Raw genomic sequence first — 14,980 nt, 5'->3', positions numbered from 1 at the left:
CGTCTCACGCCATCAGAGTTCGTCGCCGCTGAACAGTGCGGTGCAGTCGCTGTCCGAGCCCTCTTGGCATCATCTCGACATGCCCCGCCCCTCCCCCGCACCGTCCGAGCCGTCGACACCGATCAGCTCCTGGACCTGGCCCTCGTGCAGCGGCTGACGCACCGCACCGAGGTGCCGCGGCAGTGGAGGTCCCAGAAGTTGATGACCGTCAGCACCGGCGAACAGATCTGGGGTCTCCTCGACATCCTTCCCGGCACCTTCGACAAGATCCCGGAGACCCTGGACACGGCGTCCGAGAAGGACATTGTCAGCCGCATCGAACGAGCAGTGACCGTGCGCGAGTAGGTGAAACGGATGGCCGATGCAGGCGAGTGACGTCCCCCTACAGCGATGCCGACGACGGCGCTCAGGCGCACCCCCTCTACGCTCGATGATCGACGCGGTGGCCGCCGCGGCCGGGCGTGGCGGGGGGAGAGAACGTGATGGGTGCGGGCTGGCGCAGGCTGTGGCTGACGATGGCCGTGGGCGGGATCGGGCTGAGCTTGTACGCGCTCTGGCTGACCGTCGATGAGTTCCGCGACCGGGCTTCCAGCGAACGGGACATCGCCGCTGCCTGCGACCACTTGGTGACGGGGGCACAGGTGATGGATCTGCAGGGCGGAATGGTCCGCGCGCAGTCCGACGACGATGACGACTACCGGCTCGATGCACGGCATCTGCCCAGTGCCTGCACCATCTACAAGGTGAGTGGCTCGCGCAAGACCGATCTGTTCCGGCTGATCGTCGAGAGCAGCGACGATGCCGAGCCGGTGAACATGATCAGCGACGGCTCCCCCTTCTTCACCCGCGAGGGCTCCTACCCGAAGGATGACGTCACCGCGGCCGCCGACCGCGAGCCTGAAGCGTGGCCGCTGGGCGACGGCACGCTGGGCTCCTACACGAACATCCGCACTACCATCCGTGCCGAGTGCGGCCCCGGCAGTGGCAAAGCGGTGCCGGGGCTGCTGCACGTGACCGCCGTGGGCCGGTACCCGGAAGTCTCCGCAGAGGACCGCCAGCGCCTGGCCCGCCTCGCCCGCTCGGCCACGCAGCAGCTCACCCAACGGATCGGCTGCCGGACCCAAATACCTTCCCTGCCCGATCAGATGACCACGGTCCCCTTGAAGCTGCGCCCGGCTGCCTCGGCCACCGGCTCCTGCCGCTGGGCCGGCCAACTGGGCAAGGAACAGGGGGCAGGCCGGCTGCCCGACCGCGCTCTGACGATCCCCGCCCGTGAGGCGAACCCCGTCGAAGGCTGCCTGCTGGCGGTCGGCCCCGCCCGGGTCCGAGCCATTGCCGGCGGCCTGGACGGCGATCAGCGCGACTACGCCGAGGGTGCCCTCAGGTACTCGCCCTGGTGGCTGCGCACGGTGTCCTACTTCGGCGCCGACGCCAACTCCGTGGGCTACGACGCGACGGGCGACGACCAGAGGCTCAAACCGGGAACGGCGGGAGGCGGTGACGGCATCTGGTGGGCGTCCTCGATCTGCAACGGCAAACCGGCCCTGCACGCCCTCACCGCCGACCGCCTCTACAGCGACGTCCTCGGTCACAAGGCGCGCCGCTCGATGTTCCGCGCCTACGTCGACGACATCACCACCCGACGCGGCTGCACCCACGTCACCTACCCCACCGCCAAGGACTTCCACGACCTGTAAACGCCCCAGCTCCGTGCGCTGTGCCCAGGGCCGGTCATCGGGCCGGGAGGCCGCCGCCCTGCCCACCGGCGCCGACGAACTGGGCCTCGCCGACGCCCACGTCCTACGAACGGGGAGGACACATGCACAGCGGAATCAAGGCCACGATCATGGCGGTGGTCGGAGCGTCACTGGCACTGGGGCTGAGCGCTGCACCAGCGTCGGGCTACAGCGACGGACGACAAACGCAGGACCAGAAAGCCCTGGCGTGCAACGTCATGGGCGCCAGCGACAAGGACGGCCAGAGCTACATCCAGAACCCCCTCCCGTCCGGCTCAAAGATCTACGGAAACCCGAACAGCGCCTGCACCCACAGCTACATCGGCCCGGACCACACGGCCGACTACCACTGCTCGAGGAAAGGAGGCGACGGCCGTCGCTACACCTACACCAGGTTCTTCAACGGCAGCGACGTCCGGCACGGCTGGGTTCGCAACAGCACCTTCCACGATGGCGGATCCGAGGTGGATTGCGCGTCTTGAGACCCGCCCCATGAGTGAACGGACGAAAAACGTCTCCTGGAGCGACGGAATGCCTAGGGGCTGATGACCCTGCGCAGCGTAGCTGTCGTACGTCGGCCTTCCGACCTGCAGCTGGCCGCCGAGTTCCACGACTGCTGTCGGGAGATGTGCACCGTCGACTCAGGGACGCATGACGATCTTTCCCACGTGCCCCCTGCGGGAGAGTTCTTCCTGCGCCTGAGCGGCCTCGTCCAGCGAAAAAGTCGCGGCGATGACGGGGTGGACCTCTGCCCGCCGGGCCAGGTCCATGAGCAGGTCGAAGTGGGTGGGCGTGTGCATCGCGGAACCGATGACCTGGGCGTTGTGGAGGTAGAGACGGCGCACATCAAGGGTCACGGCGTATCCACCGAGCGCGCCGGCGATGACCCAGCGGCCCCCTTCGCGCAGCAACGGCAGTCCCTCGCTGACCAGTTCGCCGGCCACGACGTCGAGTGCGATGTCGATGCCCTCCGATGCGGCGGCACGGATTTGCTCGGCGATGTCTCCTGAGCGGTCGATGACTTCGTGCGCGCCCGCTTCGCGGACGGCGTCGATCTTGGGTCCACTGCTGATGGCGAGCACCCTTGCGCCGCGTGCACGGGCGATCTGCACCAGCGCGATGCCGACGCCGCCGGACGCTCCCGAGACCAGGGCGGTTTCCCCCTTGCGCAGGCGGCCTCGCTCGATCATGCCCAGTGCCGTGCCGTAGGCGGTCGGCAACGTCGCGAGCTGCTCGTCCGTGAGCGGAGATTCCGTCACGTCGTGCACACGCTTCACCGGCGCCGTCACGTACTCGGCGTATCCGCCATCGCGTTCGCTGCCCATCAGGCCCACGGGGTTGGCGTCCGGCCCTTCGGTGTCGTAGATCGCGGGGTCGACGACCACTCGGCGTCCTACGAGGTCCTCCGGTACGCCGGTCCCGACGGCCACGACCCGTCCGGCCACGTCGGCGCCCTGGATGCGCGGGAAGTCGATCGGGCCTCGCCATCCCGACAGTGCCTTCGGGTCGTCCGGACGGCCATAGGCGCCCTCCCGGGTCCACAGGTCGGTGTTGTTCAGCGCTACCGCGCCGACGCGGACCAGCACCTCCCCCGCCTGAGGGGCGGGGACGGCGACCTCCGTCAGCTCAAGGACCTCCGGTCCACCGTGCCTGGAGATGCGCACCGCTCGCATGGAATCGGACACACCCATCGTTTGAACCTCCTCGGGTATACTGATCTGTAAACATCATCCACCGTACACCGCTCTGTGAAGGGGGTCCGTCGTGCAGGAGGCGCGGCCTATGACGCCGGCCGGCCGCCGTATCGTGGCGGCCGCCGAGGAGTTGTTCTACAACCGCGGCATCACAGCGGTCGGTGTGGATCTGATCGCCGAGCACTCGGGCGTGACCAAGCGGACCCTGTACAACCAGTTCGGTTCGAAGGACCACCTCGTGGCGGCCTGTCTCACGGAACGCGACCAGCGCTGGCGGTCACTCGTCGGTGCCGCCGTTGACGCCGCCGACACTCCGGCCGAGGCAGTCACCGCCCCCTTCGAGGCCCTGCGGGCCTGGAGCGGGACCAACACCCGCGGATGCGCCTTCATCAACGCGCTGGCCGAACTCCCGGACCCCTCACATCCCGCACACCGCATCGCCGCGAACCAGAAGCTCTGGCTGCTGACCCTGTTCAAGGAACTCGCCGCCGCAGCGGGCTGCTCGCACCCGGCCACCCTCGCCACTCAACTCCTCGTGCTGCACGAGGGCGCTGTCGCCACGCAGCCCCTCTCGCTCGACACCCTTCAGGAGAGCACTGACCTGGCACGAGTCCTGGTGCAACGTGGCACGTCACCCCGCCGGTAGAGCGTTTCCGGCGACGTGCTGTCGTTCGGCCGCGCGGCGAACACGTCCACAAGCACAAGCGGCTCGGGGCGCCGTCATTCTGGAGCTGTACGTCGAGGGACTGCCGGGTGGTCGATACGCGGGCATAGCCAAGGCGGACGTGCCCGACCGGTTCGGCGCCGGTACTCACCGGCCGCGGCAGTTCGGCCCCCACCGACCCCGGCTTGCGCACGGCAGGGGTCGACACGTTGAGAACCTTGGCGAGTTGGGGCACGAGGCGGAAGCCGGCGGCGTGGTACGGGGTGGCCCTCTTGCTCCTCCCGGTGCGGCAGGACGAGCCCGCCGGGGCAGCGCAGGTGGACATCGGGCAGGCGTGCGATTCCACGCGCATAAAGTCGTCACACCCCGCCGCCCGGCGGTCCACCCACGGCGATCCGGTTCATGAGTCGCCAATGAAACACGTGGAGGAAGAACGACCGGGCACTATCGCCGCCGATCTCCATGCTCTGTCGGCTGATTAGCGGTGGGACCGAGGGGCGGGCCAGCGGCGGGTGGCGTGGATGGAACCGAGCAGATCGAGGGAGTGGGCGCTGGGGCTGCCTGGTTCGGCGTGGTAGATGACGAGCTGCTGGCCGGGGGCGTCGCGTACGTCGAAAGTCTGGTAGGTGAGGGTGAGGGGGCCGACGTCCGGGTGGAGAAGGTGTTTCGCGTCCTGGGTCTTGCCGCGCACGGTGTGGGAGTTCCAGAGGCGGGTGAAGTCCGCGTTGTCCTCGGTGAGGGTGCGGACGAGTTCGCGCAGCCGTGGGTTGTCCGGGTCGAATCCGGTTGCCTCGCGGAGGTTGGCGACGGTGGCCTGTGCTGCCCGGTCCCAGTCGGTGTAGAAGGTGCGGCCTGCGGGGTCGAGGAAGGTCATGCGGGCCAGGTTGTCCGCCGGTTCGAACGGGGCGTAGAGGGCATCGGCCAGGGTGTTGGATGCGAGGAGGTCCAGGGTCCGGTTCATGACGAACGCTGGAGTGTTCGGGTAGCCGTCCATCAGCTGTCGCAGCGCCGGGCTCACCTGCTCGGTGGCATGGGCGGAGGGCCTGTCGTTCGGCGTGGCCCCGGCCAGCCGGTACAAGTGCGCGCGGGCCTCCGTATCGAGGTGCAATGCGCGGCTGAGTGCGTCGATCACCTGGGGTGAGGGGTTGCGCTCACGGCCTTGTTCCAGGCGGGTGTAGTAGTCGGCGTTGACTCCGGCCAGGACGGCGACCTCCTCGCGGCGCAGTCCGGCGACTCTGCGGGGCCCGTAACTCGCCATGCCGACGGCCTCCGGCCGCAGGCCGGCGCGGCGTGCGCGCAGGAAGCCCCCCAAGTGGTTGTCGTCCATGTGTTCAGGCTAGGCGAGGGCTCGGTGTGCTGCCTGGGTGTGCCATGCCCAGCCAGCACGCGTCCTGGTTGATGGCCGGTGGCCTGCCCAGACTCGGTGGAGCCGGAAGGACCACATCGTGCGAGGAGAGGAGTCCGCCATGACCGGGACCGTTGAAGGCGACCAGGTCGACGTGGTCGGGATGTGGGTGACCGCGGATGGTCACATCCGGCAGGAGCTGCTGCCGGACGGCCGGTACGACGAAGCCCGCGGCGAGCGGGCCAGCGCGTACACCGGCCGGTACACGGTGATCGACAGCCACCTGGACTACGTCGACGACACCGGCTTTACCGCCACGGGCGACATCCGGGACGGAGTGCTCTATCACGAGCACCTCGTGCTCTACCGGGAGCAGAAGCAGGCGTAGAGAAGGCCGGGCCCGTGACCGCCGCCCTGGTAGCGGGGGCCGACTCCGCCGTCGGCGGACCAGGAAGTTCCGACACAACGGCAGTCAACATCAACGAGGATCAAGGACCACATCCATGACAGGACAACGACTTGACGGCAAGGTCGCGCTGATCACGGGCGCGACCGGCGGCCTCGGCGCGGCGACCGCCGAGCTCTTCGCCGACGAAGGCGCCCGGCTGGTGATCACCGACGTCGCCGAAGGCCCGCTGCGGGAGCTGTCCCGCCGGATCGAGGCACGCGGTGCGGAGGTCGTCGCTGCCCGCCTCGATGTCTCCTCCGCGCGGGAGTGGGACGAAGTGATCACCGTCGTACGCGACCGGTTCGGAACGCTGGACGTGCTCGTGAACCTCGCCGGCATCGTGGACTGGCCAGGTATCGAGGACACACGGGAAGAGGCGTGGGACCGCGTCATTGACGTGAACCAAAAAGGCACCTGGCTCGGCATGAAGGCGGCGATGCCGCTCCTGCGTGCGAGCGGCAACGCGTCGGTGATCAATACGTCGTCCGTACTCGGCCTGGTGGGAAGCGGTGCGGCTGCGGCCTACCAGGCGTCCAAGGGGGCTGTGCGCCTGTTGAGCAAGACCGCCGCGGTCGAGTACGCCCGGCAGGGAGTACGGATCAACTCGGTGCATCCTGGGGTGATCGCCACGCCGATGATCCAGGACCTCCTGGACGACCAAGGCGACCAGCAGCCGGACATCCAACGCACCCCCATGCGCCGGGCAGGCCGCGCCGACGAGGTCGCACCCGCGATCCTCTTCCTGGCCTGCGACGACTCCTCGTTCGTCACCGGCACGGAGCTGGTGGTCGACGGCGGCCTCACCGCGCACTGAACCACCCAGCCCTACGAGGTCCACGTGGGCCTGCCGTGAATGCGTCAACGGCGCCCGCACTCACACTCACCTTCTCCACTCCAGGACCGCACCATGACACCTGCAACCGCATCCGCATCCGCATCCGCATCCGCAGCAACATCCGAATCCACTGAGTTCGCTGGGAAGATCGCCCTCGTCACTGGAGCCGCGCGAGGGGTGGGCCGGGAGACCGTGGCGCTCCTCCACGCCCGCGGCGCCCAGGTCGTCGCCCTCGACCTCCGCCCCGACGTCACGAACCTGGCGGAGCAGTTTCCCGGCGTCATCACAACAAACGGTGACATCACCCAGGAGGAGACCGCCCACCGCGCGGTGGCAATGGCCCTGGACGCCTTCGGCGGCCTGGACATCCTCGTGAACAATGCCGGGCGCACCCAGAACAAGCCCGTCACCGAAACCACGGCCGAGGACTGGGACACCGTGATGGCGGTCAACGCCCGCGGCTCCTTCTTCTGCGCCCGCGAGGCATTCCGGGCCATGAAGAGCCGCGCCGGCGGCGCCATCGTGAGCACCGGCTCGTACGCCTCCACCGTCGCCCTGCCCGAAGGCGTCGCCTACAGCGCGTCGAAGGGCGCTCTGGCCCAACTGACCAAGGTACTCGCCGTCGAGGGCGGACCACTGGGCATCCGCGCCAACCTCGTGGCCGCGGGCGTCATCGAGACGGACTTCCTCGACACGATCCGCCCCGACAGCCGCGCCTACCTGGCATCCTTCGCCGCCGCGCAACCACTGGGCCGAGTCGCGCAGCCCCAGGAAATCGCCGAGGTCCTGTGCTTCCTCATCTCGCCCCGCTCCAGTTTCGTCACGGGAGCCGTGGTCGCCGCCGACGGAGGTTTCACCGCGATCTAACGACGCATCAGGCAGCACATATCTGGCGACCACGGCCCGCAGCCGTGGTCGTCGGCACCTGTCACCGGATGATGTAACCGGGCGGTGCTCGAGTCGCGGTGTTGCGGGCTGAGGTGTTGTGGGTGGAGACGTTCACTGAGCTGCAGATGGCTACCCTTCAGCGGCTGCTGAGGGTGGTGCGTGAGCGGGGCGGCAACGGGACGATGATGGGGCGGCCGTGGTGTCTGGCGCTGGCCGAGCGCGTGGTGCTGGTGACGGTGTACTACCGCACGAACCTCACGATGCGGCAGCTGGCGCCGCTGTTCGGGGTCTCGTCAGCGACGGCCTGTCGAGTGATCCAGAAATTGAGCCCGCCCCTTTACGTGGCCTGTTCATCCGGATCTGGTCGGCCGCGGTGAAGACGTACGTCTTGGCGGTCATCAACTGCTGGGTGAGGTCAACGAATTCCCCGAAGGGGGCGTCGAGGCCCTGTCCGGAGGCGTGCATGTAGGCGACGGTGGTCGCGCAGGCGAAGCGGACGTTGTAGGGCGGCAGGGGCCTCAGAGGGCGAGGGCCTCCTCGCCAGGAGCACGGTCTACTCCGGGGAGAGACTGGCCGTCAGATCGGCCATCACGTCTGTCTTTCCATCATGGTGCGGCCGGGCAGAGCCAGTCTGCGCGGGCTACGACGGCGGCAGCGGCGCGAGGCCGTGGCACCGCTGCTGGGTGCCCTGCTTACGGTGTTCGCTGGACCAGACCGGTGGTGAACCACCGCACGTGGGTGGCAGCCAGGTGCACCGCCATCTCGGCCCCGCGCTGATTCTCAAGCCTCGTCGGGCTCTGGGATCCGTGCCGGGCGGTCTGGCCCTGCCACAGGCGCCGCATCATGTCGACCACCAGTGCGATGTCGTCCCAACCCCCACCTGCTGGGATCGCCATGGAGAACCGCCGCGGCGAAATCCGAATCACGCCCAGCATCGTTCCGAGCGTCGCCTTGGCGTCGTTTCGGTTCGATGAGGGACTGGGATGCCGACTCCACGCCCTTGATCGCTTCGCTGTACGACTCGGAGGGATCGGGATCCCGCCCGAAGGCACGCTTCCAGGCGGTTGCCAGGTTGTCGGCGGCTAATCCGCTCTGCGAGGTGCGAGCTGTTGCCCACGGGCGCCTGGCCCATAACCGACGAATTGCATCCTGCCCGCTACAGGGTTACGTTTTCAGTTAGGCCACTTTGAGCCCTCGGGGCGCTTCAACGTCAGCTTCTTTCAAGGGAGCCATAATGACGTTCCCCGAGCTTGTTTTCGCGGCTCTCGCCGTCGACCCTACCCCCAGTCCTTCAGATCCTGGAACGCCCAAGAACCTTAACGACAACGGCACTGGCGGTGTTATCTGGGTTCTCATCTTCCTGCTTGTTTTCGCGGTAGTCGCCGTGCTCATCGCGAAGTGGTACCAGATGGTTGCCCGCAGAGACAATCCAACTGTCAGAAGGTCGATCGACGGGGGGATAGTCCGTGCCGCCATGGCACTGATCTCAATCAGCGCCCTGGTCATCCTGACGGTTCTCTCCCTGTACACGGGAGCAGTCGGCGACAACGAATTGAAGACGGCGCTCATCACCATAACAGCGGCGATCACGGCCTTCTACTTCTCCTCGAAGAGTTCCGACTCGGCACGGCAAGACATCATCCAGGCCATCAAGGACTACCCATCAGCGCCCGACGTCACGGGCATCACCATTGCGCAAGCGCGGAAAGTTCTTGACGGCATGAATTTGCGACTCGATTTCCCTAAAGAAGCCGCGGACACCGCGGAGATCGAAAGTCAGGAGCCTAAACCGGGGAACCCCGTGAGGGAGGGAAATATTCGGGTTCAGATCAAGGCCTGACGACTGCTACCTGCGCTGCGCAGTACGGAATGTCCCCGGGGGAACGGCAGCAGACCCCGGTACGGCAGCAGGGGCCCGGACCGCGTGTCGCGGTCCGGGCCCCTGCCCCGTGCGGTGCCGCCCGGCGGCGGCGCCGCGTCAGCTCTGTGCGCTGTCGTCGCCCGTCTGTCCGGCGGCCTCGGCTGCGCCTGTCTTCTCGCGCATCTTGCGCACCAGCTCCGCCTTCTGCTCGGCGGCACCCTGGCGGTCGAGGTTGCGGTGCGGGCCGTTGTTCTGCCGTTCGGTGCGGGACAGCTTCTTGCGCTTGCCGCCGCCCATGCCCACGGGGTTGTTGATGTTCTTGCTCACGGGTTCTCCCGAAATGATGTGAAGTGCTCTACGGATTCATCGGCGGGGTGACGGGCGCGGCGACGTCGAAGGACGTCAGCAGGGGCCCATCACGCTCTCACTCGTAAATCAGCGTCTGGAAGAACATGCCCATGACGTTACCCGGTTCCCTCGGCCCCGCACACCAAGTTTCCGCCTCCCGACATCAGGCCGGGTCTTCGGAGAGCGCCAGCGGCCGGGCCGGCTCGGCTGGGGATGGAGTGAGTGTACTTGGCCACAGGGGCGGGCGGACCCGTCCTGTGGGTTGTCCCCGTCCCGGCGTGACCTGCCGGCCCGGGCAGTTTGCCTGCCGTGCCGCTGTGCTGAAGCTGAAGCTGAGGTTGAGGTTGAGACTTCTACGGTGAGGCCACTCGATGTGACCATCCCCCACCACTCCTTGGCCCGACAGAACAAGGCCATCTGGCGGCACTGGCGCGGCAGCCACCGCAGGTCTCCCGACTACGGCTGCTGGCTGCTGGCTGCTGGCTGCTGGCTGCGGCGGGCTCAACGCCCAGGACCCGAAGCACACCAAAGAGCCACCCGCTCCAACAGCCACCAGTTCAGACACCGGCCTTACGCATCTAGGCTTCGTCCGTGAGCATCCGTCACCGAGGAGGTACGGCCATGCGTATTCCCGGTCCTGAGCCCCGCGCGGACGGCGGGGTCGGCGCCGTCTCGGCAGCAGGGGGACTGCACAACTACCAGTTACGCCTGCACGCCGAGTACGGGCCCGTCGTACGGTTCCAACTGCCGGGCGCCGAAACAGCCGTATCAGTGGCCGACCCCGTACTGCTGGAGGCCACGGCTCATATCAACAAGCGCCCGGAGCAGCTCTTCGAGTTTCTGGCCCCGCTGTGCGAGGCGGACAACCTGCAGGTGCTCGACGCCGAGCAGCACGCCCCGTGGCGGCGCGTGCTGCTGTCGGTGCTGGCCGGACGCCCTTCCCACGAGCGGCACTTCGCGCAGTTCACGGCAATGGCCACGGCTCTCGCCGACCAATGGGCCCAGCAGGCAGTGCGGGAGACCTCAGAGCGCAAGAGGCCCGGCAAGCCGGTCGCGTTGCAGAAGGACCTCACCGCGCTGGCGCTCCGTATGATCTGCCAGTTCTCGCTGGGCGGCGCCGCCCCGGACCCTGACCGCGTCATCGCCGCGTTCGAAGACGTGCTGACCGAATATCTCGGACGCCTCTACCATGTGCCCGTCCCCGGCACCCAAGAGGAGCGGGCCAGGCAGGCCGACGAGGCCCTCACCTATCTGCGTGCGACGGTCGACGAGGTGATCGCCGCGCACGGTTCGGGCGGCCGTGCGGACAAGAGCGATCTGATCGGGGCGCTCGTCGAGGCCGGTGAGAGCCCCGTGCGCATCCGCGACACCGTCATGGTGACGATGCTGGCAGCGCACCACACCACCGGGGTCGCCGTCTCCTGGACGCTGCATCTGCTGGGCCGCCACCCGGAGATCGCCGATCGGGTCGCGGACGAGCTGGACCGCGTGCTCGGCGATCGCCCGGCGCCCGACTACGCCGACCTGCGCGAACTCACCCTTCTCGACATGACGCTCAAGGAGTCAATGCGGCTCTACCCGCCCGGCCCGTACGGCGCGCGGGAGACGACCGAGGAACTCGTCCTGGGCGACTATCACGTCCCGGCGGGGGCCACGGTCTTCTATCCCTTCTGGGCCGTCCACATGAACCCCGACTACTGGCCCGAACCCGAGAAGTTCACGCCCGAGAGGTTCACCCCGGACGAGGTGGCCAAGCGGCCGAGGCTGGCCTACATCCCCTTCGGGCTCGGCCCCCGTAGCTGCGAGGGTGCGGCCCTGGCCATGGTCGAGGCAGAACTCGTCCTGGCCGTACTGCTCAAACGCTTCCGCTTCAGGCCCGTGCCAGGTCACGAGGTGACGCCCATCGAACGGTTCGTCCTCTGGGCGGAGGACGACATCCACATGACACTCCACCCACGCACCCCGGGCCAGCCGTGTCCGGAGCCATAAGGAAGGGCCATCGCTCAGCCGACCAGCGTGCGCAATGGGCACGCTACCGACCGGTGGCCGTGCAGCCGACGTTGCGCCGCCAGGCCGCCGTGGTGGGCCCGCACCGTCCCGACGACGGGGCGAAGGCCTCGGACGGTCGGTTCACTCGCAACGGCTGGGGTGGGAGCGATGGGCATGCGCTGGTGACACAGATGCGCGCTGTCGGTGACACTTCTCCTCAGCGACCGGTGCCGAAGATCGCTTCGAGCACGCGAAGCGCCCGGTCACGAACGTCGTCACGCCTGAAGGGACGCGGGGCTCTCCGTCTCAGGCTGGTGCGGCGCAACTCGATGCGAGAGACGGGGTGAGGGCGACGATGCCTGCGCCGGGAACGACGGCTGTCCTGGCACTGCTGCCGGACGCCGAACCGCTGCTGGAGCTGGCCTCCCAGGTGGACACGCGGGTGGTTCGGCCGGGTGTGCCCGCACATGCGACGCTGCTCTACCCGTGGCTGCCCGCCGAGGAGGTCGACGCGAGGGAGCTGGAGCGGTTGCGGGCCGTACTGGTGCGGGCCGCGCCGGAAGCCGGCCGGATTCCCCTGCGGCTGGCCGAGGTCGAGCAGGCCGGCGCGTTCATCGGCATCCCGGTGCCCGAACTGCGCTCCCTGGCCACCGCCGTTCGCACCGCGTTCCCCGAACAGGTCCCCTACGGCGGCCGGTTCGGACAGGACCCGCAGGTGCACGTCACCGTATCGCTGGACGCAACTGCCCGCACGGCAGCCGACATCGCGCGCCGAGTCACCGGCCGTCTGCCCATCCGCACTGAGGTGTCCGCTGTGCACGTGGTCGCTCTCACGCCCGACGGTTGGCAGGTTCTCGCGGAGTTCCCACTCACCACTTGACCGGGCGGAGTTTGCGATCGGTCTTCAGCCGGTCTGCCAGAAGCTGAGCGTTGCGGGGGTTGCGCCCCGCATCGCACCCTCCGTCGTGGCTTGCACGAGCGCGTCACCGGGCTTCCGCGCCCTCACCCTGCGCGCCCTCGCCGGAAGACTGCTCACCGTTGCCGACAGACTGCGTTCGCGGGCCACGCCCAGCTGACGCATCAGATGTCCCGCAAGTGGCGGAACATCCCCCGTGCTTCTGCGGAGGCGCCCGTAACACCGGAGGTCTCGCTCGCCCATCTTGAACCCGGCACCAACCAGCGGTGAAGTCCATACAACCAGCTCCGCCCTTCGGCGGTCACACCAGGCAGACCCGCGCCCCGTCGACCGAGTGAGAGCCGCCATGCCACACAGCCGCCGCATCCTGACATACGCCATCGCAACCGCCGCTGCGGTCACCGCCGGGCTCGTGCTCCCGTCCGGTGCCACCGCCGCCGCACCCACGGCCACCACGAGCGACTTCAACGGCGACGGCTACGCGGACCTCGCCGTCGGCGTACCGGACGGGACCGTCGACGGCCAGGCCAAGGCCGGGTACGTGAACGTCGTCTGGGGCGGTCCGAAGGGCGTCGGCGCCCACGGAAGCATCCGTGTCACCCAGGCCACTCCCGAGGTTCCCGGCGCCCCGGAGGCGGGCGACCGCTTCGGCGCGTCCGTGACCCTGACGGACCTCAACGGCGACGACATCGCGGAACTGCTCGTCGGTGTCCCCGGCGAGGACGTCACCGACCGCGGTGCGGACGCGGGCATGGTCATCGCTGTGGGCGGCTCGAAGGACGGGCCGGGGCCGGCGTCGACGGTCCTGACCGGGCCTGCGCCGGCAGCTGCGTACGGCAAATCGGTCGCGGCAGCCGACCTGACCGGCGGCGACAACAAGGTGATCGTGATCGGCGGCACGGACAAGGTCGTCGCTCGTGTCATCCAGGGTGAAGACAGCATGATCACCACCGTCGTCACCGCCCCCATGGGAGGCCGCGCCCCCATCCTGACCACCGGCGACTTCGACAGCGACGGCCGCGACGACCTGGCCGTGGCGTACTGGACCGCGGGCGACCCCAACACGCAGTCCCACGTGCGCCTGTGGAAGTGGGACGCCGACCGGGCCGAGATGGCCAACTTCTGGAACACGGACAGCGCCGGCGTGACCGCGCTGGCCGCCGGCGACTTCGACGGTGACGGTCACGACGACCTGGCGCTCGGCGAATGCCGTGAGATCGCCGACGAGAACATCGACGACCCGTGCGGCCCCGAAAAGCTCGCCAAGGGGGGAGGCATCCACCTCCACTACGGAAGTCCCGAGGCCGGCTCGTTCGGCAGCCGCGCCCAGACCCTCAACCAGGACACGGCGGGCGTCCCCGGGGTGGCCGAAGACGGCGACCGCTTCGGCGCCGCCCTCGCCGTCGCCGACGTCAACCGCGACGGCCGCGACGACCTGATCGCGGGCGCTCCCGGTGAGGCCATCTCGAGCAAGGCGGGGGCGGGCGCCGCCTGGTTGCTCCACGGAGGCGCGCAGGGCCTGCTCGACGCAGGCGGCGCAGCCAGGTCCGTCGCCTGGAACCAGGACACGTCCGGCGTCCCGGGCGTCGCCGAGACGGGCGACACCTTCGGCGCGGCGGCCGCCACGGGCGACTACAACGCCGACGGCGTACCGGATGTCACGGTCGGCTCCCCTGGCGAGAACGCCTCCCTGGGCGCCGTTTGGGTCCTCCCCCGCGGCTCGGCCCGCGACTCGGCGGCCTTCTCGCCTCGCACGCTCGGCCTCCCGTACCTCTCCACGGCTCAGAATTACGGCAAGCCGCTGAACAGCCACTGACCGCGCCCTACGGAAGCTGCGCCCTCACTGACAGTGCCCTCACTCAGCGAACTGGCCCGCGAGCGCTGAGTGTCGGCTTCGCACAGGGTGAGGCCCGGAGACAGTCGAATTACCTCCGGGCTTCATCTTGCTCGGCAGTCGAGCCGCAGGAAACTTCTGATGTCAGGACAGGACGGCGCCGATGATCGCGACCACGACGATGAGCAGGAACATCGTCCTGACGAACCAGGGGCGGTCGCCGATGCCCTTCCAGTCGGCAGCGAATGTCAGGCCGGCCACTGCCACAACAGGCCATATCAACCAGTGCAGGCTGATCGGGTGGTCGATAAAGTAGGCCAGAGGCATGTAGAAGACGGCGTAGCCGAAGGCGAGCATCGCCGCCCCGCGCCAGGGGACGGTCCGTCGGCCCGCGGCGTCAGTGTTCTGGGTGTTCACAGCAA

16 protein-coding genes and 2 pseudogenes are annotated in these 14,980 nt (G+C 68.4%); 12 read left to right on the top strand and 6 right to left on the bottom strand.

The genetic code is table 11. The features are described 5' to 3' along the window. The first annotated feature begins 129 nt into the window (after window positions 1-129). The 3 genes from M4V62_RS42505 to M4V62_RS42495 all read left to right on the top strand — a co-directional run bounded on the left by M4V62_RS42505 (window position 130) and on the right by M4V62_RS42495 (window position 2,218). On the top strand, window positions 130-345 hold the full coding sequence (locus M4V62_RS42505) for a hypothetical protein (RefSeq protein WP_249593228.1): 216 nt from the start codon (window positions 130-132) through the stop codon (window positions 343-345). 137 nt (window positions 346-482) lie between these two features. Next, window positions 483-1,697: a hypothetical protein gene (locus M4V62_RS42500; protein WP_249592547.1), complete on the top strand. Its 1,215-nt coding sequence runs from the start codon at window positions 483-485 to the stop codon at window positions 1,695-1,697. A 122-nt stretch (window positions 1,698-1,819) separates the two neighbouring features. Continuing rightward, on the top strand, window positions 1,820-2,218 hold the full coding sequence (locus M4V62_RS42495) for a hypothetical protein (protein WP_249592546.1): 399 nt from the start codon (window positions 1,820-1,822) through the stop codon (window positions 2,216-2,218). Between the two features lie 159 nt (window positions 2,219-2,377). Here the strand turns inward: M4V62_RS42495 and M4V62_RS42490 are convergent, their stop codons facing one another. After that, entirely contained in the window at window positions 2,378-3,427 is a 1,050-nt protein-coding gene (locus M4V62_RS42490; protein ID WP_249592545.1) for a zinc-binding dehydrogenase, read from the bottom strand. Between the two features lie 91 nt (window positions 3,428-3,518). Between M4V62_RS42490 and M4V62_RS42485 the strand changes: the two genes are divergently transcribed. Further along, entirely contained in the window at window positions 3,519-4,076 is a 558-nt protein-coding gene (locus M4V62_RS42485; protein WP_249592544.1) for a TetR/AcrR family transcriptional regulator, read from the top strand. A 238-nt stretch (window positions 4,077-4,314) separates the two neighbouring features. On the opposite strand, the pseudogene M4V62_RS44045 reads toward M4V62_RS42485, so the two are convergent. Both M4V62_RS44045 and M4V62_RS42480 read right to left on the bottom strand, forming a co-directional pair. After that, window positions 4,315-4,446, bottom strand: a pseudogene (locus tag M4V62_RS44045) (zinc finger domain-containing protein); the annotation flags it as partial. Window positions 4,447-4,572: 126 nt separating this feature from the next. Further along, the gene (locus tag M4V62_RS42480) at window positions 4,573-5,421 is read right to left on the bottom strand and encodes a helix-turn-helix transcriptional regulator (protein WP_249592543.1); all 849 of its coding nucleotides are present in this window, start codon (window positions 5,419-5,421) and stop codon (window positions 4,573-4,575) included. A 139-nt stretch (window positions 5,422-5,560) separates the two neighbouring features. Here M4V62_RS42480 and M4V62_RS42475 point away from each other — a divergent pair, with 139 nt between their 5' ends. The 4 genes and pseudogenes from M4V62_RS42475 to M4V62_RS42460 form a co-directional block, all read left to right on the top strand. Further along, entirely contained in the window at window positions 5,561-5,827 is a 267-nt protein-coding gene (locus tag M4V62_RS42475) for an Atu4866 domain-containing protein (RefSeq protein ID WP_249592542.1), read from the top strand. A gap of 115 nt (window positions 5,828-5,942) precedes the next feature. Then, complete coding sequence (locus M4V62_RS42470; protein WP_249592541.1) at window positions 5,943-6,701, top strand: SDR family NAD(P)-dependent oxidoreductase; 759 nt, start codon at window positions 5,943-5,945, stop codon at window positions 6,699-6,701. A 93-nt stretch (window positions 6,702-6,794) separates the two neighbouring features. Next, the gene (locus M4V62_RS42465; protein WP_249592540.1) at window positions 6,795-7,589 is read left to right on the top strand and encodes an SDR family NAD(P)-dependent oxidoreductase; all 795 of its coding nucleotides are present in this window, start codon (window positions 6,795-6,797) and stop codon (window positions 7,587-7,589) included. 146 nt (window positions 7,590-7,735) lie between these two features. Beyond that, window positions 7,736-7,948 (top strand): annotated as a pseudogene (locus M4V62_RS42460) (helix-turn-helix domain-containing protein); the annotation flags it as partial. A 354-nt stretch (window positions 7,949-8,302) separates the two neighbouring features. On the opposite strand, the gene M4V62_RS42455 reads toward M4V62_RS42460, so the two are convergent. Next, window positions 8,303-8,506, bottom strand: coding sequence for a hypothetical protein (locus tag M4V62_RS42455; RefSeq protein ID WP_249592539.1), 204 nt, complete (start codon window positions 8,504-8,506; stop codon window positions 8,303-8,305). Window positions 8,507-8,844: 338 nt separating this feature from the next. On the opposite strand from M4V62_RS42455, the gene M4V62_RS42450 reads away from it, so the two are divergent. Then, window positions 8,845-9,450 carry a PASTA domain-containing protein gene (locus tag M4V62_RS42450; RefSeq protein WP_249592538.1) on the top strand — a complete coding sequence of 202 codons (606 nt, stop codon included), beginning with the start codon at window positions 8,845-8,847 and terminating at the stop codon, window positions 9,448-9,450. A gap of 138 nt (window positions 9,451-9,588) precedes the next feature. Here M4V62_RS42450 and M4V62_RS42445 read toward each other — a convergent pair whose 3' ends face one another. Beyond that, window positions 9,589-9,798 (bottom strand): DUF6243 family protein, encoded by a 210-nt coding sequence (locus M4V62_RS42445; RefSeq protein WP_249592537.1) that lies wholly within the window; start codon window positions 9,796-9,798, stop codon window positions 9,589-9,591. Window positions 9,799-10,440: 642 nt separating this feature from the next. Between M4V62_RS42445 and M4V62_RS42440 the strand changes: the two genes are divergently transcribed. The 3 genes from M4V62_RS42440 to M4V62_RS42430 all read left to right on the top strand — a co-directional run bounded on the left by M4V62_RS42440 (window position 10,441) and on the right by M4V62_RS42430 (window position 14,540). Continuing rightward, window positions 10,441-11,808, top strand: a complete 1,368-nt coding sequence (locus M4V62_RS42440; protein ID WP_249592536.1) for a cytochrome P450 — start codon at window positions 10,441-10,443, stop codon at window positions 11,806-11,808. A gap of 355 nt (window positions 11,809-12,163) precedes the next feature. Next, a complete protein-coding gene (locus M4V62_RS42435) occupies window positions 12,164-12,688 on the top strand; it encodes a 2'-5' RNA ligase family protein (RefSeq protein WP_249592535.1) in 525 nt (174 codons plus the stop codon). A gap of 382 nt (window positions 12,689-13,070) precedes the next feature. Further along, window positions 13,071-14,540: an FG-GAP repeat protein gene (locus tag M4V62_RS42430; protein WP_249592534.1), complete on the top strand. Its 1,470-nt coding sequence runs from the start codon at window positions 13,071-13,073 to the stop codon at window positions 14,538-14,540. Between the two features lie 162 nt (window positions 14,541-14,702). Here M4V62_RS42430 and M4V62_RS42425 read toward each other — a convergent pair whose 3' ends face one another. Continuing rightward, entirely contained in the window at window positions 14,703-14,975 is a 273-nt protein-coding gene (locus tag M4V62_RS42425; RefSeq protein ID WP_249592533.1) for a hypothetical protein, read from the bottom strand. Between the last annotated feature and the right edge of the window lie 5 nt (window positions 14,976-14,980).

It is taken from the genome of Streptomyces durmitorensis, from assembly GCF_023498005.1.
Classification (GTDB): Bacteria; Actinomycetota; Actinomycetes; order Streptomycetales; family Streptomycetaceae; genus Streptomyces; species Streptomyces durmitorensis.
Note: the sequence above shows the minus strand (reverse complement) of the source record. Positions and strands in the feature narration are given on the sequence as shown.

Coding starts and splice junctions, on each gene's coding strand:
- M4V62_RS42485 (WP_249592544.1), top strand. CDS start 3,519: ATGACGCCGGCCGGCCGCCGTATCGTGGCGGCCGCCGAGGAGTTGTTC.
- M4V62_RS42500 (WP_249592547.1), top strand. CDS start 483: ATGGGTGCGGGCTGGCGCAGGCTGTGGCTGACGATGGCCGTGGGCGGG.
- M4V62_RS42495 (WP_249592546.1), top strand. CDS start 1,820: ATGCACAGCGGAATCAAGGCCACGATCATGGCGGTGGTCGGAGCGTCA.
- M4V62_RS42440 (WP_249592536.1), top strand. CDS start 10,441: ATGCGTATTCCCGGTCCTGAGCCCCGCGCGGACGGCGGGGTCGGCGCC.
- M4V62_RS42475 (WP_249592542.1), top strand. CDS start 5,561: ATGACCGGGACCGTTGAAGGCGACCAGGTCGACGTGGTCGGGATGTGG.
- M4V62_RS42435 (WP_249592535.1), top strand. CDS start 12,164: ATGCCTGCGCCGGGAACGACGGCTGTCCTGGCACTGCTGCCGGACGCC.
- M4V62_RS42430 (WP_249592534.1), top strand. CDS start 13,071: ATGCCACACAGCCGCCGCATCCTGACATACGCCATCGCAACCGCCGCT.
- M4V62_RS42465 (WP_249592540.1), top strand. CDS start 6,795: ATGACACCTGCAACCGCATCCGCATCCGCATCCGCATCCGCAGCAACA.
- M4V62_RS42455 (WP_249592539.1), bottom strand. CDS start 8,506: ATGGCGATCCCAGCAGGTGGGGGTTGGGACGACATCGCACTGGTGGTC.
- M4V62_RS42450 (WP_249592538.1), top strand. CDS start 8,845: ATGACGTTCCCCGAGCTTGTTTTCGCGGCTCTCGCCGTCGACCCTACC.
- M4V62_RS42480 (WP_249592543.1), bottom strand. CDS start 5,421: ATGGACGACAACCACTTGGGGGGCTTCCTGCGCGCACGCCGCGCCGGC.
- M4V62_RS42490 (WP_249592545.1), bottom strand. CDS start 3,427: ATGGGTGTGTCCGATTCCATGCGAGCGGTGCGCATCTCCAGGCACGGT.
- M4V62_RS42470 (WP_249592541.1), top strand. CDS start 5,943: ATGACAGGACAACGACTTGACGGCAAGGTCGCGCTGATCACGGGCGCG.